The organism is Micromonospora sp. CA-259024, from assembly GCF_050936255.1.
In the GTDB taxonomy this organism is placed as follows: domain Bacteria; phylum Actinomycetota; class Actinomycetes; order Mycobacteriales; family Micromonosporaceae; genus Micromonospora.
In genome coordinates, this window is the sequence record NZ_JBNJND010000002.1 from 464547 (window position 1) to 487028 (window position 22482).

18 protein-coding genes are annotated in these 22482 nt (G+C 71.7%); 7 read left to right on the forward strand and 11 right to left on the reverse strand.

Annotated features, from left to right (window positions below; all coding sequences use genetic code 11):
* The first annotated feature begins 228 nt into the window (after positions 1-228).
* The 5 genes from ACQEUX_RS21500 to ACQEUX_RS21520 all read left to right on the forward strand — a co-directional run bounded on the left by ACQEUX_RS21500 (position 229) and on the right by ACQEUX_RS21520 (position 6549).
* Positions 229-1575 (forward strand): ABC transporter substrate-binding protein, encoded by a 1347-nt coding sequence (locus ACQEUX_RS21500; protein WP_433051184.1) that lies wholly within the window; start codon positions 229-231, stop codon positions 1573-1575.
* A 70-nt stretch (positions 1576-1645) separates the two neighbouring features.
* Positions 1646-2692 (forward strand): carbohydrate ABC transporter permease, encoded by a 1047-nt coding sequence (locus ACQEUX_RS21505; protein WP_433051187.1) that lies wholly within the window; start codon positions 1646-1648, stop codon positions 2690-2692.
* Position 2693: 1 nt separating this feature from the next.
* On the forward strand, positions 2694-3662 hold the full coding sequence (locus ACQEUX_RS21510) for a carbohydrate ABC transporter permease (RefSeq protein ID WP_433051190.1): 969 nt from the start codon (positions 2694-2696) through the stop codon (positions 3660-3662).
* A gap of 68 nt (positions 3663-3730) precedes the next feature.
* Positions 3731-4777, forward strand: coding sequence for a LacI family DNA-binding transcriptional regulator (locus ACQEUX_RS21515; RefSeq protein ID WP_433051193.1), 1047 nt, complete (start codon positions 3731-3733; stop codon positions 4775-4777).
* Between the two features lie 95 nt (positions 4778-4872).
* Positions 4873-6549, forward strand: coding sequence for a glycoside hydrolase family 13 protein (locus ACQEUX_RS21520; protein ID WP_433057041.1), 1677 nt, complete (start codon positions 4873-4875; stop codon positions 6547-6549).
* Between the two features lie 59 nt (positions 6550-6608).
* Here the strand turns inward: ACQEUX_RS21520 and ACQEUX_RS21525 are convergent, their stop codons facing one another.
* From ACQEUX_RS21525 to xylA, 3 genes are all read right to left on the reverse strand, one after another.
* Positions 6609-8033, reverse strand: a complete 1425-nt coding sequence (locus ACQEUX_RS21525; RefSeq protein WP_433051196.1) for an MFS transporter — start codon at positions 8031-8033, stop codon at positions 6609-6611.
* A gap of 94 nt (positions 8034-8127) precedes the next feature.
* Positions 8128-9555 carry a xylulokinase gene (gene xylB / locus ACQEUX_RS21530; RefSeq protein ID WP_433051199.1) on the reverse strand — a complete coding sequence of 476 codons (1428 nt, stop codon included), beginning with the start codon at positions 9553-9555 and terminating at the stop codon, positions 8128-8130.
* 8 nt (positions 9556-9563) lie between these two features.
* Positions 9564-10751, reverse strand: coding sequence for a xylose isomerase (gene xylA, locus ACQEUX_RS21535; protein WP_433051202.1), 1188 nt, complete (start codon positions 10749-10751; stop codon positions 9564-9566).
* 88 nt (positions 10752-10839) lie between these two features.
* Here xylA and ACQEUX_RS21540 point away from each other — a divergent pair, with 88 nt between their 5' ends.
* Complete coding sequence (locus ACQEUX_RS21540; protein WP_433051205.1) at positions 10840-12078, forward strand: ROK family protein; 1239 nt, start codon at positions 10840-10842, stop codon at positions 12076-12078.
* Positions 12079-12116: 38 nt separating this feature from the next.
* Here the strand turns inward: ACQEUX_RS21540 and ACQEUX_RS21545 are convergent, their stop codons facing one another.
* Complete coding sequence (locus tag ACQEUX_RS21545) at positions 12117-12782, reverse strand: MarR family winged helix-turn-helix transcriptional regulator (protein WP_433051208.1); 666 nt, start codon at positions 12780-12782, stop codon at positions 12117-12119.
* A 58-nt stretch (positions 12783-12840) separates the two neighbouring features.
* On the opposite strand from ACQEUX_RS21545, the gene ACQEUX_RS21550 reads away from it, so the two are divergent.
* Positions 12841-13971 (forward strand): PP2C family protein-serine/threonine phosphatase, encoded by a 1131-nt coding sequence (locus tag ACQEUX_RS21550; RefSeq protein WP_433051211.1) that lies wholly within the window; start codon positions 12841-12843, stop codon positions 13969-13971.
* Positions 13972-13978: 7 nt separating this feature from the next.
* Here ACQEUX_RS21550 and ACQEUX_RS21555 read toward each other — a convergent pair whose 3' ends face one another.
* From ACQEUX_RS21555 to ACQEUX_RS21585, 7 genes are all read right to left on the reverse strand, one after another.
* Complete coding sequence (locus ACQEUX_RS21555) at positions 13979-15460, reverse strand: sugar transferase (protein WP_433051214.1); 1482 nt, start codon at positions 15458-15460, stop codon at positions 13979-13981.
* 217 nt (positions 15461-15677) lie between these two features.
* Positions 15678-17435 carry a substrate-binding domain-containing protein gene (locus ACQEUX_RS21560; RefSeq protein ID WP_433051217.1) on the reverse strand — a complete coding sequence of 586 codons (1758 nt, stop codon included), beginning with the start codon at positions 17433-17435 and terminating at the stop codon, positions 15678-15680.
* A gap of 156 nt (positions 17436-17591) precedes the next feature.
* Positions 17592-18629: a lactonase family protein gene (locus tag ACQEUX_RS21565; protein ID WP_433051220.1), complete on the reverse strand. Its 1038-nt coding sequence runs from the start codon at positions 18627-18629 to the stop codon at positions 17592-17594.
* A 74-nt stretch (positions 18630-18703) separates the two neighbouring features.
* Positions 18704-19306, reverse strand: coding sequence for a GTP-binding protein (locus tag ACQEUX_RS21570; protein WP_433051223.1), 603 nt, complete (start codon positions 19304-19306; stop codon positions 18704-18706).
* Positions 19287-19676 carry a DUF742 domain-containing protein gene (locus ACQEUX_RS21575; protein ID WP_433051226.1) on the reverse strand — a complete coding sequence of 130 codons (390 nt, stop codon included), beginning with the start codon at positions 19674-19676 and terminating at the stop codon, positions 19287-19289. Before ACQEUX_RS21575 ends, ACQEUX_RS21570 begins: the two co-directional genes overlap by 20 nt.
* Complete coding sequence (locus ACQEUX_RS21580) at positions 19666-20088, reverse strand: roadblock/LC7 domain-containing protein (protein ID WP_433051229.1); 423 nt, start codon at positions 20086-20088, stop codon at positions 19666-19668. The genes ACQEUX_RS21575 and ACQEUX_RS21580 overlap by 11 nt, the downstream gene beginning before the upstream one ends.
* A complete protein-coding gene (locus ACQEUX_RS21585) occupies positions 20088-22430 on the reverse strand; it encodes a sensor histidine kinase (RefSeq protein ID WP_433051232.1) in 2343 nt (780 codons plus the stop codon). Before ACQEUX_RS21585 ends, ACQEUX_RS21580 begins: the two co-directional genes overlap by 1 nt.
* Positions 22431-22482 lie beyond the last annotated feature (52 nt).

The following is a 22482-nucleotide window of genomic DNA, read 5'->3' on the forward strand; positions in this document are numbered from 1 at the left end:
CCTTCGATACGGTGCGCCCAGCCTGACAGATATCGTCAATCTTCGAAAGAGTCGGGGATCTAGCCCGGGAGCACGCCCACCAGGCAGCTCGCAGGTTTCCGGATTGTTACTCGCTCGTGTCTGACTGGGGGTGGACCGGACCCGATGCAAGCGCTTACATGTGTGCACGCCCAATCGGACCGGCGACGGGTCACCAGCACGACCGCGCCGGCTAGGAAGGAGGACGGCATGGCGGTCTTTACCAGACCACGCCAGGCCTTCGTGATCGCCGGCGTACTCGGGCTGGCGCTCAGCGCCACCGCTTGCGGTACCGGCGACGACAAGAAGAGCAACAACGCGGGCTCCGCGGAGTGCGCCGCATACGACAAGTACGAGGGCCACGACGGCAAGAAGGTGTCGATCTACGCGTCCATCCGTGACGCCGAGGCCGACCTGCTGGAGCGCTCCTGGTCCCAGTTCACCGAGTGCACCGGCATCGAGATCGACTACGAGGGCAGCGGCGAGTTCGAGGCGCAGCTCCCGGTCCGGGTCGACGGTGGCAACGCCCCCGACATCGCCTTCGTGCCGCAGCCCGGCCTCGTGAAGCGATTCGCGGACGCCGGCAAGCTGAAGTCCCTCAGCGCCGACACCAAGGCCCTGGCCGAGCAGAACATGCCGGCCGACTGGCTGAAGTACGGCACCGTGAACGGGACGCTCTACGGCGTGCCGCTCGGCGCCAACGTGAAGTCCTTCGTCTGGTACTCGCCGAAGACGTTCAAGGAGAAGGGCTGGGAGGTCCCGACCAGCTGGGACCAGCTCATCGCCCTGAGCGACAAGATCGCCGCCAGCGGCATGAAGCCGTGGTGCGTGGGCGTCGAGTCCGGTGACGCCACCGGCTGGCCGGCCACCGACTGGATCGAGGACGTGATCCTGCGTACGCAGGGCCCCGAGGTCTACGACCAGTGGACCACGCACGCCATCCCGTTCAACGACCCGAAGATCGTCGACGCGGTCGACCGCGCCGGCAGCATCCTCAAGAACGACAAGTACGTCAACGGCGGGTTCGGCGGCGTCAAGAGCATCACCACCACCTCCTTCCAGGAGGCGGGCGTGCCGATCACCAACGGCAAGTGCGCGATGCACCGGCAGGCGTCGTTCTACGCCAACCAGTTCCCTGAGGGCACCAAGGTGGCCGAGGACGGTGACGCGTTCGCGTTCTACTTCCCGGCCATCGACGCGGCCAAGGGCAAGCCGGTTCTCGGCGCTGGTGAGTTCGTCGTCGCCTACGCCGACCGCCCCGAGGTGCAGGCGGTGCAGACCTACCTCGCCTCCGGTGAGTACGTGAACAGCCGCGCGAAGCTCGGCAACTGGGTCACGGCGAACAACAAGCTGGACATCGCCAACGTGGCCAGCCCGATCGACAAGCTCTCCGTCCAGATCCTGCAGGACAAGAGCGGCACCTTCCGCTTCGACGGATCCGACCTGATGCCGGCCGCCGTCGGCGCGGGGACGTTCTGGAAGGGCATGGTCGACTGGCTGAACGGCAAGGCGACCGCCCCGGTGCTCCAGGGCATCGAGAGCAGCTGGCCGAAGTGATCCCGGCGGTGGTCCGGCCCGCGTACGCGGGCCGGACCACCGGCCGAGGCGGACCCGAGAGGGAGGGTTGATGGAGTTCGACTTCGCCGATCAGCAGCCGAAGCTCCTCATGCTGATGTACGGGCTGGTCGCCTTCGTGGTGGTGGTGGGCGGTCTGCTCCTGCTGCTCGACGCCGTGCCGGCCTGGTTCGCCCGACGGCGGGAGGCCCAGCTCGTCGCCGCGTCCGTCAGTGGGGCCGCACTGCCCCGCCGGCCCAAGCAGCGCGAGGGCCTCTTCGCGCTCTTCTTCCTGCTGCCGACGCTGCTGTTGCTCACCATCGGCCTGGTCGTGCCGGCCATCCGCACCACGCTGCTCTCCCTGATGGACGGGAGCAGCACCAACTGGGTGGGGCTGCGCAACTACGGCTGGATGTTCTCCGACGACTCGATCTTCCGGGTCCTGATCAACACCCTGGTCTGGGTGCTCCTGGTCCCGCTGGTGGCGACCGGGTTCGGCCTGATCTACGCCGTAATGGTGGACAAGGCCCGGTTCGAGGCGGTGGCCAAGTCACTGATCTTCCTGCCGATGGCCATCTCCTTCGTCGGCGCCAGCATCATCTGGAAGTTCGTCTACGCCTACCGCGGCGAGGGCGACCAGATCGGCCTGCTCAACCAGATCGTGGTCACCCTCGGCGGTGAGCCCAAGCAGTGGCTGCTCGAGTCACCGCTGAACACGCTGCTGCTGATCGTCATCATGGTCTGGATCCAGGCCGGTTTCGCCATGGTGGTGCTCTCGGCGGCGATCAAGGCCATCCCCGGGGACATCGTGGAGGCCGCCCGGCTCGACGGGGTCAGCCCGTGGCAGATGTTCTGGCAGATCACCATGCCGAGCATCCGGCCCGCGCTGATCGTCGTGGTGGTGACTCTCACGATCGCCACGCTCAAGGTCTTCGACATCGTCCGGACCGCGACCAACGGCAACTACGACACCAGCGTGATCGCCAGCGAGATGTACAACCAGGCCTTCCGGTACGGCCAGAACGGGCAGGGCTCCGCACTCGCGGTCTTCCTCTTCATCCTGGTCATCCCGGTCGTGATCTACCAGATCCGCAACCTCCGTCAGCAGCGGGAGGGCTGAGATGACGACCGCAACGCCCACCGTCGCCGCCGGCACCCAGAAGACCGACGGCACCCCGCCCACCACGGCCGGTCGGGTCCGCAAACGGCTCAACAGCCGCACCGCGACGCTCGTCTCGATCGTCATCGCGGTGGTCTGGACCATCCCGACCTTCGGCCTGCTCGTCTCCTCAGTCCGGCCAGAGGACGAGATCAAGACCACCGGCTGGTGGACGGCCTTCACCAACCCGCAGTTCACCCTGGAGAACTACCAGCAGGTCCTGTTCGGGCGGTCGTCGTCCTCCGGGCAGCTCGCCGGGTCCTTCATCAACTCCCTGGCGATCACCATCCCGTCGGTGCTCTTCCCGCTCGCCTTCGCGTGCCTGGCCGCGTACGCGCTGGCGTGGATCAACTTCCGCGGCCGGGACTGGGTCTACATCGCGATCTTCGCGCTGCAGATCGTGCCGTTGCAGATGGCCCTGGTGCCGCTGCTGAAGTTCTTCTCCACCGGCGTCACCCTCGGCGGCGTCACCCTGATGCCAGCCTGGGACCTGGTCGACGAACAGAAGTTCGCCCAGGTGTGGTTCGCCCACACCTGCTTCGCACTCCCGTTCGCCGTCTTCCTGCTGCACAACTTCATCTCGCAGCTACCGGGCGACCTGATGGAGGCGGCTCGCGTCGACGGGGCCACCCACCCGAAGATCTTCCGCACCATCGTGCTGCCGCTGATCACCCCGGCACTGGCGGCGTTCGGCATCTTCCAGTTCCTCTGGGTCTGGAACGACCTGCTGGTCGCGCTGATCTTCGCCGGCGGCGGCGACGAGACCGCCCCGCTCACCGTCAAGCTCGCCGAGATGGCCGGCACGCGGGGCAACGAGTGGCAGCGGCTGACCGCCGGAGCGTTCGTGTCGATCGTCGTACCGCTCATCGTGTTCCTGTCCCTCCAGCGCTTCTTCGTGCGAGGTCTGCTCGCCGGCAGCGTCAAGGGCTGACCGCGTGCCCGCCGCCGCCCGGCCCCTTGGGCGGCGGCGGGCACCGGGCACCGAGCGGGGGAAAAACCGTGACGAGGATCGATGATGTCGCCCGGCTGGCCGGGGTCTCCACGGCCACCGTCTCGCGGGCCCTGCGGGGGCTGCCGACGGTCTCGGCCGCGACCCGGCGCCGGGTGCTCGCCGCCGCCGAACAGCTCGACTACGAGGTCTCACCGAGCGCGTCCCGGCTCGCCGGTGGCCGAACCGGCACGGTCGCGGTGGTCGTACCCCGGATCACCCGCTGGTTCTTCAGCACCGTCGTCGAGGCGGTCGAGGAGTACCTCTACCAGTCCGGCTACGACCTGCTGCTCTACAACCTGGGTGGCCGGGAGCACCTCCGCCAACGGGTCCTGCGGACGGCCAACCTGCACAAGCGGGTGGACGCCATCATGCTGGTCGCCACGCCACTGCGGCCGGCCGACCTGACCGCGCTCGCCGCACTGGACCTACCCGGAGTGACCATCAGCTCGGGGAGCAGGGTGCCCAACTGGCCGTGCGTGCGTATCGACGACGTGGCCGCCGCCCGGGCCGCCACCCGGCACCTGATCGACCTCGGCCACCGCCGGATCGCGCACATCTCCGGCGACCCGGACGACGAGTTGGCCTTCACGACGCACCTCGACCGACGCCGGGGCTACCAGGCGGAGCTGCGCTCCGCCGGCCTGCGCCCCGACCCGAGCCTCGATGTCGAGTCCACGTTCACCATCGACGGCGGCACGCGGGCCACCGCCGAGTTGCTGGCCCGCGGTGAGCCGCCGACCGCGATCGTCGCAGCCTGCGACGAGATGGCGATGGGCGCGGTGACCGCACTGCGCGAGGCCGGGCTGCGGGTGCCGCAGGACGTCAGCGTGATCGGCATCGACGACCACGACCTGGCTGGTGTGCTCGGGCTCAGCACCATCGCCCAACCGGCCGCCGAGCAGGGCCGGCTGGCCGCCCGAATGCTGCTCGACCCGCTCGGGGCCCACCCTCCGGGTCCCATCGTGGGTCAGCGGAGCGCCGGTCACGACACACCGGTGATCCTGCCCACTCGGTTGGTGGTCCGAGAGTCGACCGCACCGCCCCGGGCACACTGAACTCCAACCATCCGCCGCCGGCCGGCGGCTGGCGGCGACGCGGCCGACAGCAACACCGCCGGCAGTCCACTCACAGCTCGACACGGGAGACGACCCTGAACACCGATCCGACGCAGCAGACCCCCTCCGGTCACCCGGTCACCGGTTGGTGGACCGAGGCCGCCATCTACCAGATCTACCCGCGCTCGTTCGCCGACTCGGACGGCGACGGGATCGGTGACCTGCCCGGCATCACCGCCCGCCTCGACCACCTGGTCGAGCTGGGCGTGGACGCGGTGTGGCTCTCCCCGTTCTACCCGTCTCCGCAGGCCGACGCCGGCTACGACGTGGCCGACTACCGTGACATCGACCCGCTGTTCGGCACCCTCGCCGACGCGGACAGGCTGATCACCGAGGCCCATTCCCGCAGCCTGCGGGTGATCGTCGATCTCGTCCCGAACCACACCTCCTCCGCGCATCGCTGGTTCCAGGCCGCGCTGCCCGCCGCGCCCGGCAGCCCGGAGCGGTCCCGGTACATCTTCCGAGACGGCCTCGGCCCGGCCGGCGATCAGCCGCCGAACGACTGGCAGAGCGTCTTCGGCGGTCCAGCCTGGACCCGGACGGTCGACCCGGACGGACAACCCGGCCAGTGGTACCTGCATCTGTTCGACACCGGGCAGCCGGACCTCAACTGGGACAACCCGGAGGTGCACGCCGAGTTTCTGGACGTGCTGCGCTTCTGGCTGGACCGTGGGGTGGACGGCTTCCGGGTCGACGTGGCGCACGGCCTGATCAAGCAGGCCGACCTGGCCGACTGGCAGGAGCCACAGGAGATCCTCTCCGGCAACGAGGTCGACAAGCCGCGCCCGCCGATGTGGGACCAGGAGGGCGTGCACGAGATCTACCGGCAGTGGCGGCAGGTCCTGGACAGCTACCCCGGCGAGCGGGTGCTGGTCGCCGAGGCCTGGGTGGAGCCGGCCGAGCGGCTGGCCCGCTACGTCCGCCCGGACGAGATGCACCAGGCGTTCAACTTCGAGTACCTGCTCGCCGCCTGGACCGCGCCGGCCCAGTACGCGGTGATCACCCGCTCGCTGGAAGCGACCGACTCGGTCGGCGCGCCGACCACCTGGGTGCTGTCCAACCACGACGTGGTGCGGCACGCCTCCCGCCTCGGCCTGCCGATCGGCACCGTACGGCCCAACGGCATCGGCGTCGGCGACCCGCAGCCGGACGCCACGCTCGGCCTGCACCGGGCCCGGGCGGCCACCCTGCTGATGCTCGCCCTGCCTGGCTCGGCGTACCTCTACCAGGGCGAGGAGCTGGGGCTACCCGAGCACACCACGCTGCCCGACGAAGCCCGGCAGGACCCGACCTGGGCGCGCAGTGGGCACACCCAACGCGGCCGGGACGGCTGCCGGGTGCCGATCCCGTGGGAGGCCGACGCGCCGTCGTACGGCTTCGGGCCGACCGACGCCAGCTGGCTGCCGCAGCCTTCGCTCTGGGCGGAGTACGCGCTGGACCGCCAGCGCGACGTGCCCGGCTCGACGTACGAGCTGTACCGCACGGCGCTGCGGCTGCGCCGGACCCACGGGCTGGGTCGCGGCACCCTGGAGTGGTTGTCCTCCGGCGACGAGGTGCTGACCTTCCGCAACGGGGAGCTGACCGTGCTGACCAACTTCGGTGACGTCCCGGTGCCGGTGCCGGCCGGCGCCGAGGTGCTCGCCACCAGCGCACCCCTGGACGACGACGGCGCGGTCCCGACCGACGTGACCGTCTGGCTACGCTCCGCCTGATCATCAGTGTTGAGGAAGGGTCCCCGGTACGACGCGAGGCGTTGACAGGGGGCCCTTCCCTACAGGCGGTCGGCGCGGGCGTGCAGCAGGTCGTGCACGTTGTCGATGTCCGTCGGTGAGGTCCGCGAGGCGAGCCAGTACATGACGCCGGTGGGTATGAAGAAGAGCTGGAACGCGGCCAGCCCGACGGCGAAGTTCAGCGGCGGCGGGAACGCCGCGCGCAGCCCCTGGAACGCCACCCCGACCAGACCGTTTCCGGCCGCGCGACCGACTCCGTTGACCAGGTTGCCCAGGCTGTAGACGGTGCCCCGGTGCTCCGGTGGGTTCACGTCGGCGATCAGCGCGAACCAGTTCGGCGAGTTGGCCGAGGTCAGGGCGAGCGCCACGATCGCGGTGAGCAGACTCAGCCCCACCGACGGCTCGGTGAACACACTGGACAGCACCGCGCTGACCACCGCGCCGCCGGTCGCGCCGTCCGGCACGTCGATGGTCACCGGAACGAAGAACAGCACCAGGTAGAACGGCAGCGCGGCGAGGATGCCGACCGCCGCGACCAGGGCCCGCCCCCCCGGCGTACGCCGCTGCAGCGCGTCCCCGATCAGCCCACCCACGATGGAGAGCACCCCGCCGAGCTGGAACAGCGTGGCGAAGACGCTGCCCACCACCACCGCGGTCGACGCCGAGTAACCCTGGGCCTCGGCTCGTTCGGCGAAGAGCACCGGCAGCCACACCAGCGAGCCGAAGGCGGCCTGCGCGGTCAGGCCCTGCAGGATCAGCCACCGGTTGGTCCGCCGAGCCAGGATGCGCGGCAGGTCGGCGCGGCTGATCCGATAGTCGTACTCGGCACCGGCGTCCAGCCTGTCGGCCAGTTCGGGCTCGCTCTGTCCACGCCGGATGTCGTACGTGAACAGGTAGGCCAGGGTGGCGATCAGGCCGACGCCGGTCAGCACCAGGAACGGTCGCCGCCAGTCGGCTGCCCCGAGCAGCCCGCCGACGAGCGTGCCCGCCAGCGTACCGACCCCCTGGGAGAGCCCCCAGAAGCTCATGACCAGCCCCCGCCGGGTCGGGGAGATCAGGTCGGTGACCACCGAGAAGCCCACCGAGCCCACCGCACCGAGGCCGACCGCCGCCACCAGTTGTGCGGCGAGGAACGTCAGGTAGCCACCGGCGAGCGCGCTGCCGCCGGTGCCCGCCGCCCAGAGAAGTGTGCCCACCATGAGCAGTGGTTTGCGGTTGGTCCGGTCGCCGACGTACGCCCAGCCGACCGCTGCCACCGCGCTGACCAGGAAGCTGACCGCGGTGACCAGACCGAGCAGCCGCCCCGACACGTCGAACGCGTCGGAGATCGGGCCGTACAGCGGCGGGACCAACCCGATCGCCACGTTGTCCAGCGAGGCGAGCAGCACGAACACCACGACGCTGTACAGCCGGTGCGCCCGGCCACCGCCCCGGGCCTGGCCGGGCCCGCCACTGGTCACCGTCATGACCGGCAGCCAACCAGACTCCGTCGCGGAGGTCGTCACGCGGGTGGGGTGCCGGCCACCTTTCCCGGCACCCCACCCGCGTCGATCCCGACGATCAGCGCCGGTCGAGAACCATCCCGCGCGCGGCGGCGTACTGGTCACGCACGACGGGGACGGGCTCCGCCGCGTACTCCTCGGTGCCCTCGACCGCCCAGTCCGGCGGCGTGGGACCGCCCAGGGCGACCCAGGCGGCCTGCCGGGCGGCGCCGTCGGCGACGTACTCCCCGGCCGGCGGGACGACGACCGGGCAGCCGAAGACCTGCGGCGCGATCTGGCGCACCGCGGCCGACCGGGCTCCGCCGCCGACCAGGATGACCCGGCGAACGGTGGCACCCTGCGCGGTCAGTGCGTCCAGGCCGTCGGCGAGCGCGCAGAGCATGCCCTCCACGGCGGCCCGTGCCAGGTGCGCGGGGGTCGAGGTACGCAGGGTCAGCCCGTGCACCGCGCCGGTGGCGAGCGGTCGGTTCGGCGTCCGCTCGCCCTCCAGGTACGGCACCATGACCAGCCCGTCCGCGCCGGCCGGCGCGGAGAGCGCCAGCTCGGCCAACTCGTCCAGGCTGGCACCGAGCAGCGCGGCGGCGGCGTCCAGCACCCGGGCGGCGTTGAGGGTGGCGACCAGCGGCAGGAAGCGACCGGACGCGTCGGCGAAGCCCGCCACGGCACCGCTCTCGTCGGACGCCGGCACGTCGGCGACGCTGAACACGGTGCCGGAGGTGCCGATCGAGACGATCACGTCACCCGGCCCGGCACCGACGCCGAGCGCGGCGGCGGCGTTGTCGCCCGTGCCCGCCCCGAGCAGCGCACCGCCCGAGCCACCCAGGTCGTCGGTCAGCTTCCCCGCCGACTCCGCCGGGCCGAGCACCTCCGGCAGGATCAACTGCCGGCCGAAGCCCCGCTCCAGCAGGTCCAGTCGGTAGTCGCCGGTGGCCGGCGACCAGTAGCTGGTGCCGCTGGCATCACCCCGGTCGGTACGCAGTGCGCCCAACCCCGGTGCGCCGGCCAGCCGCCAGGTCAGCCAGTCGTGTGGCAGGCACACGGCTGCCACCCGGGCGGCCTGCTCCGGCTCGTGCGTGGCCAACCACCGCAGCTTGGTGAGGGTGAAGCTCGCCACCGGCACGCTGCCGGTGGCCTCGGCCCAGAACCGACGCCCGGCCGCGCCGCCGCCGGCCTCCTCGATGAGATCGGCGGCGGCGTCGGCGGATCGGGTGTCGTTCCACAACAGCGCCGGGCGGACCACCCGGCCGTCCTCGTCGAGACACACCATGCCGTGCTGCTGGCCGGCGACGGAGACCGCCGCCACGTCGGCCAACCCACCGGCCTGGTCGGCGGCGCTGCGCAGCGCCTGCCACCAGGCTTCCGGGTCGACCTCGGTGCCGTCCGGGTGGGGTGCCCGGCCCTGCCGGAGCAGGGCACCGGTCTCCACGTCCCGGATCACCACCTTGCAGGACTGGGTGGACGAGTCAACGCCTGCGACCAACGGCATGGCGGGCCTCAGCGGGCGCCGAGCAGGTGCTCGACGGCGAGCTGGTTGAGCCGGACGAAGCCGAAGCCCCGGGCGGCCACCGCGTCGACGTCGAACTCCTCGAAGGCGGACCGGTCGGCGAGGAACTCGTCGTATCCCTCGCCCGCGCCGAGCGTCGGCGTGCTCAGCTCGCCGACCTTGCTCGCGGCCAGCGCCTCGACCACCTCGGGGTCGGCGCGGAACGCCGCGGCCCGCTCCTTGAGCAGCAGGTAGGTGCTCATGTTGGCCGCCGCGGAGGCCCACACCCCGTCCATGTCCTCGGTGCGGGAGGGCTTGTAGTCGAAGTGCCGGGGACCGTCATAGGTCGGCCCGCCGTTCGGGCCGCCATTCTCCAGCAGGTCCACCAGGGCGAACGCGTTCATCAGGTCACCGTGGCCGAAGACCAGGTCCTGGTCGTACTTGATGCCGCGCTGGCCGTTGAGGTCCAGGTGGAACAGCTTGCCCTGCCAGAGCGCCTGGGCGATGCCGTGGGCGTAGTTGAGCCCGGCCATCTGCTCGTGGCCGACCTCCGGGTTGAGGCCGACCATCTCCGGGTGGGCCAGCTGGGAGATGAAGCCGAGCGCGTGCCCGATGGTGGGCAGCAGGATGTCGCCGCGCGGCTCGTTGGGCTTGGGCTCCAGGGCGAACCGCATGTTGTAGCCCTTGTCGATGACGTACTGGGTGAGCAGGTCCACGGCCTCGCGGTAGCGGTCCAGGGCGGCGCGGACGTCCTTGGCGAGGTCGTACTCGGAGCCCTCGCGGCCACCCCACATGACGAAGGTGCTCGCACCCAGCTCGGCGGCCAGGTCGACCTGACGCAGCACCTTGCGCAGCGCGAAGCGGCGGACGTCGCGGTCGTTGCTGGTGAAGCCGCCGTCCTTGAAGACCGGGTGGGTGAAGAGGTTGGTGGTGACCATGGGCACCACGAGGCCGGTCTCGTCGAGGGCCTTGCGGAACCGGGCGATGTGCTGGTCACGGGTGGCGGCGTCGGCGCCGAACGGGATCAGGTCGTCGTCGTGGAAGGTGATGCCGTACGCGCCCAGCTCGGCGAGCCGGTGCACTGCCTCGACCGCGTCGAGCTCGGGACGGGTGGCGTCACCGAACGGGTCGCGGGCCTGCCAGCCCACGGTCCAGAGCCCGAAGGAGAACTTGTCGGCGGGGGTGGGGCGGGGTGCCATGACGGACCTCCGGGGTGGTGTGGGGTGGTGTGGTCGAGTATTTGTTCAACGATTGAATTATTTGCTCGGCCTGTGGCACTGTCAAGGGGTGAGCCCCACCCCCGCCCCGGCCGGCGCAGTCCGTCAGGGCAGCCTGCGCGAACTCAACCTCGCCCTGGTGCTCGGCCGCATCGCCGCGGCCCACCGACCCCCCTCCCGGGCCGACCTGGCGACCGTGACCGGCCTGACCAGAGCCACGGTGTCCGCGGTGGTCGAGGACCTGCTCGCCGGCCGGTTGGTCAGCGAGTCCGATCCGGCGCCCCGCTCCGGCGCCGGCCGCCCGGCACGCGGGCTGGTCCTGGCCGACCAGGGCCCGGCCGGGCTCGGCCTGGAGGTCAACGTCGACTACCTGACGGTCTGCGTGGTGGACCTCGCCGGCCAGGTCCGGCACCGCACGGTGCACCGGGCCGACCTACGCCCGGTGGCCCCCGCCGACGCCCTGGCCCGGCTGGTCGAGCTGGCCGGGGAGGCCCGGGCCGACGCCGCCCGGCAGGGCCTCACCCTGGTCGGGGCCGCGCTCGCGGTGCCCGGTCTGGTGGACGACGCCGGGCTGGTCCGGCTCGCGCCGAACCTCGGCTGGCGCGACGTGCCGGTGCCCGCGCTGCTCGCCGAGCACCCTCCGCTGATCGAGCAGGTGCCCGGCGTCCCGGCGCTGGTGGTGGACAACGAGGCCAACCTCGCCGCGCTGGGCGAGCTGCACTCCCGGCCGCCCGGCCCGTCCAGCTTCCTGCACATCTCCGGCGAGGTGGGCATCGGCGCCGGGATCGTGCTGGACGGGGCGCTGTTCCGCGGCGTCCGCGGTTGGAGCGGCGAGATCGGGCACCTCCCGGTCCACCCCGAGGGCCGCCCGTGTCGCTGCGGAGGCCAGGGTTGCCTTGAGCAGTACGCCGGCCAGGAGGCGATCGTGGCCGCCGCCGGGCTGGCCCGGGCGGAGCTTCCCGCGGACACCGCGACGGCGCGGCTGGCCGAGTTGGCCGAGGCCGGCGACGCTGATGCGCTGAGGGCGCTGCACGACGCCGGGACGGCACTCGGCGTCGCGGTGGCCAGCGTTGTCAACCTGCTCGACCTGGACACCGTGGTGCTCGGTGGCGGTTACGCGGCGCTGGCACCCTGGCTGTGCCCTCCGGTGCTCGCGGAGATCGCCGGTCGGGTGCTCACCGCCGCCTGGTCGCCGGTCACGGTCCGGCCGTCGACGCTCGGCGCGGAGGCCGCCGCGGTGGGTGCCGCAGGCTCGGTGGTCCGCCGGATCGTCGCCCAGCCCGCTGGCTGGCTGGCCCGCTCCGATTGATCGGCGCTCCGGCCGGCCCGCCGGCCCGAGCGGGCCGCTCAGGCGGTCCGCGCCACCGGTGGGTCGCCGGCCGGCCACTCCCGGGTGCTGCCGACCGGCCGTTCCGGGCCGCCCGACAGGTCCGTCCACACCGTGCGGGTCTGCCGGTCGGACTCGACCGGCCACTCTCCCGACCGCCCGGTGGGCCGGTCCGGGTCATCCGGCCAGCCCTCCGGCTCCGTCGACTCGACCCGCCCCGACGTGCTCTGCGCCTGCTGCCGGCGAGCCGTCTCGTCGAATTCCCGCACCCCGCTCAGCAACGCCTCGCGGCCCTCCGGGCTCATCCCGGCCAGCACGGCGGCGAGCTGCGCCTGACGGTCGGCCCGCAGCTCAGCGAGGAGCCGGCGGGCGTCCGGGGTGAGATGCAGCGAGATCTCCCGCCGGTCGAAGCGGCCCGGCTCACGCTGCAGCATCCCGGCGGCGACCAACCGGTCGCAGAGGCGACTGGCGGAGCTGAGCAGCATGTCGAGTTGGGTGGCGAGGCGACGCAGGTTGATCCCGTCGTACTGCTCCACCACCATCACCGCCCGCAGTTGGGCACCGGAAACACGGCTGGCGGTTCCCTCTCGGGCGGATTCCCAGATGCCCAACAGTGCAGCAGCCGCCGCGTCCAACGCGGCAGCCATACTCGTCTCGGGGTCCGGCGGACCGTTCAGTTCGGCCATGGTGGCCCGAGACTACTCCGAACCCACTGGTGGTCGAGCTTTCAGCGAGGGAGTGACGATGAGCGAACCGGTCAATCAGGCACGGCGTACCCTGAACGAGACACCGGCCGACCGGCTCGTCGGCAGTGTCGGGGACGTGCTCGCCCGGTCGTACGGGATCACCGACGTTGAGCTCTACCAGGTCGACTACCGGCTCTCGGAGTTGCTGCCGCTCACCGAGGGTGACTCCATCACGAGCCCCGGGCACCCCGCCTGGCGCGCCTTCGACCACCAGTCGCCGATACTCACCGACGGCACCGCCTGGATGCCGGTCACCATGCGTGGCGAGCGCCGGGGCGTGCTGTACCTGTCGCCCGTCCCGGACGACCGGGACGTCCTCGCGGCGCTGGCCGACATCGCCACCGCACTCGCCCACGAGCTGGCGGCGGTCTCCGCCGGCACCGACGTCTACCGTGCGGCGCGGCGCGCCCAGCGCCTCACCCTCGCCGCCGAGATGCAGTGGGACCTGCTCCCCGGCCGCAGCCGGATCCGACCGTCGTTCAGCCTGGCCGGGCAGTTGGAGCCGGCGTACGCGGTGCGCGGCGACAGCTTCGACTGGTCCGACGACGGGGAACGGCTCTGGTTGTCCACCATCAACGGCACCGGTGAGGGTGTCGCCGCCTCCCTGCTCACCTCGTTGGCCACCCACGCGCTGCGCAACGCGCGCCGGGCCGGGCTGAGCCTGGCCGACCAGGCCGCCCTCGCCGACCAGGCCCTCTACGACCTGTACCGGGGTGCGCAGCACCTCTCCGCGTTGCTGATGGAGCTGGACCTGCGTTCCGGGATGATGACCGTGGTCGACGCGGGCTCACCCCGACTGGTCCTCCTGCGCGACGGGGACGTCATTCAGCAGCCCCTGGAGGCGCAGTTCCCGCTCGGCATGTTCGAGGCGACCGACTACCACGAGCAGAAGTTCCCACTGGAGCGCGGCGACCGCGCCTTCGTGGTCAGCGACGGTGTGGTGGAGGCCACCGGGCAGCACATGCGGTACGGCGAGACGGCACTGGACCGGTTCCTGCGGCGGACCGGGCCGATGGCGCCGCTGGACGCCGTCCGGTCGCTGATCGGTGACCTGCGCGCGTTCGTGGCCGGCGACCTGGTCGACGACGCGGTGGTCGTCTGCCTGGACTGGACCGGCCCGCAACCCTGACCGGGGCTCAGTACGCGCCGCGACCGTTCAGTACCGCGCCGAAGGTCTTCCAGAGGATGGTGAGGTCGGCGGCGAGAGACCAGTTCTCCACGTAGTAGAGATCGAGCCGGATGCCGTCCTCCCAGCTCAGGTCGGAGCGACCGCTGACCTGCCACAGGCCGGTCATGCCGGGCTTGACCAGCAACCGCCGGGCCACGTCGCCGTCGTAACGGGCCACCTCGGAGGGCAACGGCGGGCGGGGGCCAACCAGGCTCATCTGCCCCAACAACACGTTGACCAGCTGCGGCAGCTCGTCCAGCGACCACTTGCGCAGCAGCCGGCCGACGCGGGTGACCCGGGGGTCGTGGCGCATCTTGAACATCAGGCCGTCGGTCTCGTTGCGGGCGGCCAACTCGGCGAGCAGCGCGTCGGCGTTCACCACCATGGTGCGGAACTTGAACACGCCGAACTCCTGCCCGCCCCGGCCGACGCGGACCTGGCGGAACAGGACCGGCCCCCGGCTGTCCAGTTTGATGGCCAGGGCGATGAACGCGATCAGCGGCAGCAGCAGGGTCAGCGCCAGCGACGAGACGGACCGGTCGACGAGGCCCTTCACCAGCTTGCGTGCCCCGCGGAACTCGGGCGCCTCGACGTGGATCAGCGGCAGGCCGGCAACCGGGCGGGTGTGGATCCGCGGACCGGCGACATCGGTCAGCGCGGGTGCCACGACCAGGTCGACGCCGGTCCCCTCCAGCTGCCAGCCGAGGCGACGCAGCCGGGCGGCCGTCAGCTCGCCGGAGGCGGTCACCGCGACAGTGTCCGCGCCGATCGCGGTGGCGGCCTCCGGGATGCCGCGGAACGACCCCACCACCGGCACGTCACCGAGCCGTTGCGCGACCGGCGCGAGCAGCGCGTCCGGGATGCAGGCGCCGACCACCTGGTAGCCGGCGTACGGCTCGCGGCGCAGCGTGTGCACCAACTCCAGCACGTGGGCGGTGTCGCCGACCACCAGCACCTTGCGGGACCAGCCGGCGCCCAGCGAGCGGGCCCGGTGCAGGCGCTTACGGGCGGCGAACCGCGCCACCTCCAACCCGACGGTGCCCACCGCGAAGGAGATGCCCAGGAAGCCCCGGGAGACGCCGACGTCGGCGATGTAGCCGACGATCGCTATGGCACCGGCCAGGCGCAGGCTTGCCGAGCTGACCCGCCGGTACTCGTCCGCGCCGTAGCCGATCACCCGATCGTCGTAGCAACCCAGCGCCTTGAGCGAGATCAGCCAGGCCAGCACCAACCCGGGGGCGACCAACACGTACGGGACTTCCGAGCCGGTCGGTTCCTCGTCACCGAAGCGGGTGACGTACCCGATGAGCAGGGCGATGATGAGGACGGTGGTGTCCAGCACCACCAGGACCCGAACGTAGGACCGTTCGTCGGCGCGTGCCACCAGCCCGGCACGACGGCCGTCCGGCTCCGCCGCCGTGGCGGGGGTCAACAGTGTCGCCGCGCTCACCGGCCCTCCCACTCTGTTCAGGATGGCCCCGGCCGACGGGTCGGACCGGAGGCGGACCGGCTATGCCGGAACACGTCGACATCCTGCCTCGACAACTATCACTGCCGATTGCTTCGGACGTATTGCCGTCACTTTTCTTCACCACCGCGCTGGCCGCAAAGGGGCCTGCCATACCGGATCGGCGGTACGGCAGACCCCTTCGCGTCTGAGCCTCGGATCAGCGCGGTGCCGGCGGACGCCGCGCGATGGCGCTGAGGAAGATGCTGCCGATCTCACTCGGGTCCTTGGTGACGAAGACGTCGCCGCCGGTCACCTTCGTGATCGCCTCCAGCTCCGCCTTGCTGACGCCCTCGCCGATACCGATCATGATGACCTGGACGGGTCGCTCCGGGTCGGCGAGCTGCTTGAGCTTGGCGAGCAGTTGCTGCTGGTTGAGGCCGTTGTCGTCCTCGTTCTTGCCGTCGGTGAACAGCACGATCGAGTTGACCCGGCCAGGCTGCCAGTTCTCCTGCACCGCCTGGTACGCGGCCAGCATGGTGTCGTAGAGGCCGGTGTCGCCGCTGGAGGGCTTGACGGTGGCGAGTGCCCCCTCAAGCTGGGCCCGCTGGCCGGAGAGCGGCCCAATGGGGACCAACTCCCGGTAGTCCCGGTTGCCGATGAGCTTGGTGGAGAAGGTCCACAGGCCGATCGACCAGGAATCGTCGAAGAGGCCGAGGCCGCGACGGGCCGCGTCCACGGTGACCTCCTCCCGGCTGCGGTTGTTGGCGCTGGGCACCGGGTCCTTCATCGAGCCGGAGACGTCGATGACGGCCAGCATCCGACCGGACTGGGTGGCGATCGACCAGCTGGAGACGACCCGCTGGATGGCGGCCGGGTCGAGGCCACCCGCCGCGGTGCCGCCGTTCGCCGGTGCGGTCGGCGCGCCGCCGGACGGGCTCGGAGCACCCTGCGGCGCCTTGAAGCCATCGCCCCAGTTACCGTCCGGCCCACGCAGCGACTGCGCCGCGAGCCGGTCGCGGAAGGTGGGGCTGGTGAGCAACTCGAACAACACCTTGGCCGCCGACGCCTTGCTCGGCTCGATGCCGGGCAGCACCGCGTACGGGTAGTCCAGCGGCATCGGTGCCGGCTCCATGTAGAGCGCGGCGAGCGGCACCGGCGGCTTCTTGTTGTTGTAGGCCATCACGTCTTCTTCGGACAGCGCCGCCGCGCCGAGACCGCTGGCGATGGACGTCGCGTCGTTCGCGGTTGGGAAGCGTGCCAGCAGGTCGGTGCGAAGCGAGGAACGCCCGGTGGCGAGTGCCCGAAGCGCGCCGACGGTGTTGCGCTGGGCGTCGCCGCCGGCAGCACTGGCGGCCGCGGTCAGCGAGAGCAGGCCGGACAGGCCGGCCGCGTCGCGGGTCGGCTCGACGATCCCGGTGCGCAGGGGCGTGCTGGTGTTGTTGACCTGCTTGAGCAGGTCGGTCCAGTTGAACTTCTTGTCCGGCCAGCCCAGCCGGGTGGCGATCGGCTCGGGCATCGCGACGACGATCGGGCTACGCGCGATGGATGCGCCGTTGGTCGGAGCGAACGCGGTCGCGTCCTTCTTCAACCGCAGCAGCCAGGTCGAGGAGTCGGGCACCCAGACGTCCGGGCTGACGGCGGTGCCGCTGGCCTGGCCCACTCCGGCCAGGACGGCGCCGTGCTTGGCCGCCACCACGGCGGCCACGTCGACCGGGTCGGACGCCGAGACGTCGACCCGGATGCAGGTGGGGCCGACCGCAGCGCCGTCCTTGACCCACTGGGACGCGGCGGCGTCAACCGCCGGCGCGAGCTCGGAGGCGACCGCCACGGCGAGCCGGATCTCGCCCGAGCAATTGGGCTGGACCAACTCCCGATAGCCGAACCACGCACCGGTCGTGACGACGAGCACCGTCGCCGTTCCGGCGGCGGCTGCTAGATGGAGTTTCGAACGCATGCGATGGCGGCCTGCTGACACGGTGACCATCTTGCGTACAAGGTGCCCTCTCTGCCACATCCGTTCGGACGAAAGTTACGCAGGAGAAACTTTGATCTCGATTTTGTCACTCAGGGTGACGAGGCGGCCTCGTGGCGTCGCCAAATCAGTGCCACCCTCGCATCTCGACTCTGCGGCTCATGGCAGCACACACGTCGGGCTCGGCACCGGCACCGGCTCTCCGACGGGCTCCGGGACGCCGGTGTCGGCGTCCCGCCGGAACACCCGCACCATGTCGGCCCGCTCGTCGGCGACGTAGAGGTGCTCGCCGATCAGCGCGAAGTGCCGGGGCCACTCCCCACCGGTGTCCACTTCGGCCACCAGCTCGGGTAACTCCCCCGCCAGCGTGAAGACCGCCAGGGTGCCCACGCCGCGGTTGGCGACATAGAGGAACCGGCCGTCCGGTCCGACCGCGACCTCCGACGGCTGGACGTGGCCGGCCCGCTCGCTCGCCTCGACCCGACCGCGCTGGTGCAACGCGCCGTCGTCGGTCACGTCGTACGCGGTGACCGAGGCGTCCAGCTCACCGACGAGGTAACAGCGCCGTCCGTCCGGATGCCGGGCCAGGTGCCGGGGTCCGGTGCCGGGCGTGGTGCGGATCCGTGGCGCACGGGGCACCAGGCGCCCGCTCGCGTCATCCAGGTCGTACCGGTAGACGGAGTCGGTGCCGAGGTCCACCGCGTAGAGCGGCCCCCGGCCCGCGCCGGGGGAGACCATGTGGGCGTGCGCGTGGTCCTGACGCGCCGGGTCGGGCCCGTGCCCCTCATGCACCACCAGGTCGGTGCGCTCGCCGGGCACCCCCTGCTGGTCGAGGGGGAAGACCGCGACGCTGCCGCTGCCGTAGTTGGCCGCCACCAGGTGCCCGCCGTCGGGCAGCACCGCCAGGTGGCAGGGCTCGGCGCCACCGCTCGACCGGCTGCCGAGCGGCTCCAACGCGCCGTCCGGCCCGACCTGCCAGGCGCTGACCTCACCGTCCGCCAGTTCGTTGACCGCGTAGAGCACGGGATGGGTGGGGTGCCGCGCCAGGAAGGAGGGGGACGGGGTGACGGCCACCGTGCCGAGCGGGGTCAGCGCCCCGGTCGCCGGGTCACGGTGTGCCGCGATGATGCCGGTGCCCCGCCCGCCACTCTGCGCGGTGTAACCCCCGATGTGGACGATCTCACCCTGACCACTCACGTTCCACTCCTCCGCCGGCATCCTCCGCTGATCCAACCAGAGGCTGCCCGCGCTGCCCGCCCGTTAACCGGATCTCAGGCCGCCGGCACCGACTCGCCACGCTGCCGGGCCACGTGCTCGACCAGAGAGATCAACACCATCTTTCCGGACTGCCGGTCCCGGGCGTCGCAGAGCACCATCGGCACGTCCGGGTCCAGGTCGAGTGCCCGGCGTACGGTCTCCAGGTTGAACCGGCGGGAGTCGTCGAAGCAGTTCACGCCCACCACGAACGGAATGCCACGCTGCTCGAAGTAGTCGATGGAGGGAAAGCAGTCGGCCAGCCGGCGGGTGTCGGCGAGCACCACAGCGCCGAGTGCACCAAAGGCCAGCTCGTCCCAGAGGAACCAGAACCGGTCCTGACCGGGGGTGCCGAAAAGGTAGACCTGCAGATCGTCGTTGATGGTGATCCGGCCGAAGTCCATCGCCACCGTGGTGGTGGACTTCCCCTCCACCCCGGAGATGTCGTCGGTGCCGATCCCGGCACCGGTCAACACCTCCTCGGTCTGCAACGGACGCACCTCGCTCAGGGCACTCACCAACGTCGTCTTGCCGGCACCGAAGCCTCCCGCGATAAGGATCTTCAGGGCCAGCGGGATGGTGGTGCCGGTGCCCGCATGGTCATAGCGCACGGAGTCCACTGACCACCACCTTGAGGATGTCGTCGTCGGGAAGGATTCCGGTGGCCGGCGGCTCGTGCACCGCCACCAGGCCCTGAGCCAGCAGGTCACCGAGTAGTACCCGGACCACACCGACCGCGAGGTCCAGCTCGGCTGCCAACTCGGCCACCGACACCGGCCGGCGGGCCAACGTGACCAGCCGCCGATGTTCCGGGAGCAGGTGCGGATGGCTCGCCGCGTCGACGTCCGATCCGGCCAGCACGAACGCGACCAGGTTGAACCCGTCGACGGCGGAGCGTACCCGGCCTCCGGTGAGGGTGTATGGGCGCGCTACCGGACCGGCGTCGCGGTCCAGCCACTCGTGCTGTGGCCCCGGCGGCTCAGCCCGCATCACCGGCTCCCGCCGACGAACGGGCCGGCGCGGCGAGGCTCTCCCCCACCCGGATGACCAGCATCGCCATCTCGTACGCGACAAGCCCGATGTCCGCGTCGGCGTCGCTCACCACCGCCAGGCAGGCACCCTGTCCAGCGGCGGTGACGAAAAGGTACGCCGCCTCCATCTCCACCACGGTCTGCCGGACCGGGCCGCCGTCCACATGCCGGCTGGCGCCCCGAGCCAGGCTGGAGAAGCCGGCGGCGAGCGCACAGAGGTGCTCAGCGTCGGAGCGCTCCAACTCGGCCGAGCAGCCGAGCAGCAAACCGTCAGCGGAGAGCACGACCGCCTCCCGGGCGGCCGGTACCCGTTGCACCAGCTCGTCGAGCAGCCAGTCGAGGCCAGCACTCGGCTTCGTCGAATTCCGCACTAGGCGTCCCTCTCAGTCGCGGTCGGGGGTTCGGGGGGCGTCGCCGGTGCCGCCGGAGCGGCGGGGGTGATGACGGTGGCACGCCCGCGGGCGGTGCCGGCCTGCAGGGCTGCCATCACCCGGCGTACCTCCTCCGGAGATCGGGGCGTCGGGGTGTCGGTGACGGTCGACCGGGGCTGGGCCGCTGGGGTACGACGTCGTACCCGGCGGGGCAGGCCGTCCAGTTCGTCGGCCGTGGCGTCGGTGGACGCCGACCCCGCGTCGCCGGGCCCGTTGGCGGGCGACGTGTCCGAGGTCGGCGCTCCGGTGGAGGGGGCGGCCGGGGCGGCGTCGGCGGGCGGGACCGTGGGCGGGCGGGTGCGTGGGCGGGGCACGGTCCCCCGGCGGGCCGTCCGAGGCAGCCGCCGGCCCGGGTCGGCCGACTCGGCGCCCAGCGTTCCGGGGCCGGGGCCGGCCGGCGGCTCGGCGGTGACCAGGTCGGTGGGGACCAGCACCACGGCGGTCACCCCGCCCTCCCCGGAGGGTCGCAACCGGACCCGTACGCCGTGCCGCGCCGCCAGTCGGGCCACCACGAACAGGCCGAGTCGGGCGCTCTGCGCCGGGTCGAACTCGGGCGAGCTGCCCAGCCTGGTGTTGGCGGCCTCCAGCGCCGCGGCGGACATGCCCAGCCCCTGGTCGGTGATCTCCAGGGCGTACCCGTTGGCCACCTGTTCGCCGGTGACGGTCACGCGGGTGTCCGGTGGCGAGAAGGCCGTCGCGTTCTCGACCAGCTCGGCGAGCAGGTGGATGACGTCGCCGACTGCCCGGCCCAGCACGCCCGCCGGCTGTACGGAGGTGATGTCCACCCGGTCGTACGCCTCGACCTCGGAGATCGCGCCGCGGATCAGGTCGACCATCGCGACCGGGTCGCGCCACCCTCGGCCGGGCGCGGAGCCGGCGAGGATGACCAGGTCCTCGGCGTGCCGGCGGAGCCGGGTTGCCAGGTGGTCGACCTGGAACAGCTCGGCCAACTCGTCCGGGTCCTCGGCGCGCCGCTCCATCCGGTCCAGCAGGTGCAGCTGACGGTGCACCAGGCTCTGGCTCCGTCTGGCGATGTTGAGGAAGACCTCGTTGAGCCCCCTGCGCAGGGTGACCTCGTCGACCGCAGCCTGGACGGCCGTTCGCTGCACCTCGGTGAAGGCGCGCCCGACCTCGCCGATCTCGTCGTGGCCGTACTCCAGCGGCGGCGCCTCCCGGGCGACGTCGACCTGCTCGCCACGACGCAGCCGGGTCACCACGTCCGGCAAACGGTGCTCGGCCAGCTCCAGGGCGGCGGTGCGGACGCCGCTGAGCCGCCGGACCAACGTGCGACCGACCCGCAGCGCCACGAGCACCGAGACCACCACGGCGACGAGTCCGAGCACACCGGCGGCGGCCAGCCGCGCCAGGATGCGGACCGCCATCGGCACCGAGCGGTCGGTGAGAGCGTCGGCCTCGGCCAGCTCGAAGTCGCGCAGCTGCTGCTGTACGGCGTCGTGGCTGGCCTGCCACGACGCCGCGTCCACCGGTGGCCGACCGGGCCGGTTGGCCGCGACCAACGCGTCCTGCATGGCGCGCAGGCTGGTGAACGCCTCGCCCTCGGTCAGCCGCTGGTACGCGACGCGCCCGGCCTCGGGCAGGTCGGCCACCGCGCTCTCGGTGAGCCATCGCTGGTTGCCGATGGCCTGCACGAGCTGGGCGTGCTCCCCGGCGGCGAACCGGCCGGCGGTCAACACGCCGGCCAGCATGGCGTCGGTCTGGCCGAGCAACTCCCGGGAGCGGCCCAACGCGGTGAGCGCCAGCGCCTGCCGGTTGATGCCGGGATCGGTCAGGTTCGCCATCGCGGCGAACGCCTGGAAGGCCGCGGAGACCATGCCGCTGTACAGGCCGAGCGCCCCGGTGCGGTCCATCATGCGGTCGTCGATGAAGTCCCGGCCGGTCGGCAGCGCCGCCAGGGCGGTGACCAGGCGGTCGACCCGGTCCTCCAGCAGGTCGTCGGCGGCGTCGCGCAACGCCTCCCCGTCAACCCGACGACGCAGCTCGGCGATCGCCCGATCCGTGCGCTGCCGCTGTTCGGCCAGGGCCGGCAGCTCGGTGGTGCCGGCGAGCTGCACCACCGAGAGCCGGCGTTCGCGTTGCAGCTCGGTGACCACGACCTCGCCGGGGCGGCCCAGGTCGTACAGCAGGGTGCGGGCGGAGAGCAGGTTCAGGGCGGGACCGAAGGTCAGCGTGGTCGCGAAGATCCACAGCGCCAGGAGCGCGGTCACCGGTGCGACGACCAAGGCGGTCAGCTTCGAGCGGATCGGCCAGTCGCGGGTTTTCATCAGACCTCGCCCGTACAGGGGTGGCAGGAGGGGCGCCGGCACCGCCGGGCAA

Bases quoted from the DNA above. Each gene is read 5' to 3' on its own strand.
- ACQEUX_RS21500 (WP_433051184.1), top strand. From the start codon at position 229: ATGGCGGTCTTTACCAGACCACGCCAGGCCTTCGTGATCGCCGGCGTA.
- ACQEUX_RS21505 (WP_433051187.1), top strand. From the start codon at position 1,646: ATGGAGTTCGACTTCGCCGATCAGCAGCCGAAGCTCCTCATGCTGATG.
- ACQEUX_RS21510 (WP_433051190.1), top strand. From the start codon at position 2,694: ATGACGACCGCAACGCCCACCGTCGCCGCCGGCACCCAGAAGACCGAC.
- ACQEUX_RS21525 (WP_433051196.1), bottom strand. From the start codon at position 8,033: ATGACGGTGACCAGTGGCGGGCCCGGCCAGGCCCGGGGCGGTGGCCGG.
- xylB (WP_433051199.1), bottom strand. From the start codon at position 9,555: ATGCCGTTGGTCGCAGGCGTTGACTCGTCCACCCAGTCCTGCAAGGTG.
- xylA (WP_433051202.1), bottom strand. From the start codon at position 10,751: ATGGCACCCCGCCCCACCCCCGCCGACAAGTTCTCCTTCGGGCTCTGG.
- ACQEUX_RS21545 (WP_433051208.1), bottom strand. From the start codon at position 12,782: ATGGCCGAACTGAACGGTCCGCCGGACCCCGAGACGAGTATGGCTGCC.
- ACQEUX_RS21550 (WP_433051211.1), top strand. From the start codon at position 12,841: ATGAGCGAACCGGTCAATCAGGCACGGCGTACCCTGAACGAGACACCG.
- ACQEUX_RS21575 (WP_433051226.1), bottom strand. From the start codon at position 19,676: ATGCGGGCTGAGCCGCCGGGGCCACAGCACGAGTGGCTGGACCGCGAC.
- ACQEUX_RS21585 (WP_433051232.1), bottom strand. From the start codon at position 22,430: ATGAAAACCCGCGACTGGCCGATCCGCTCGAAGCTGACCGCCTTGGTC.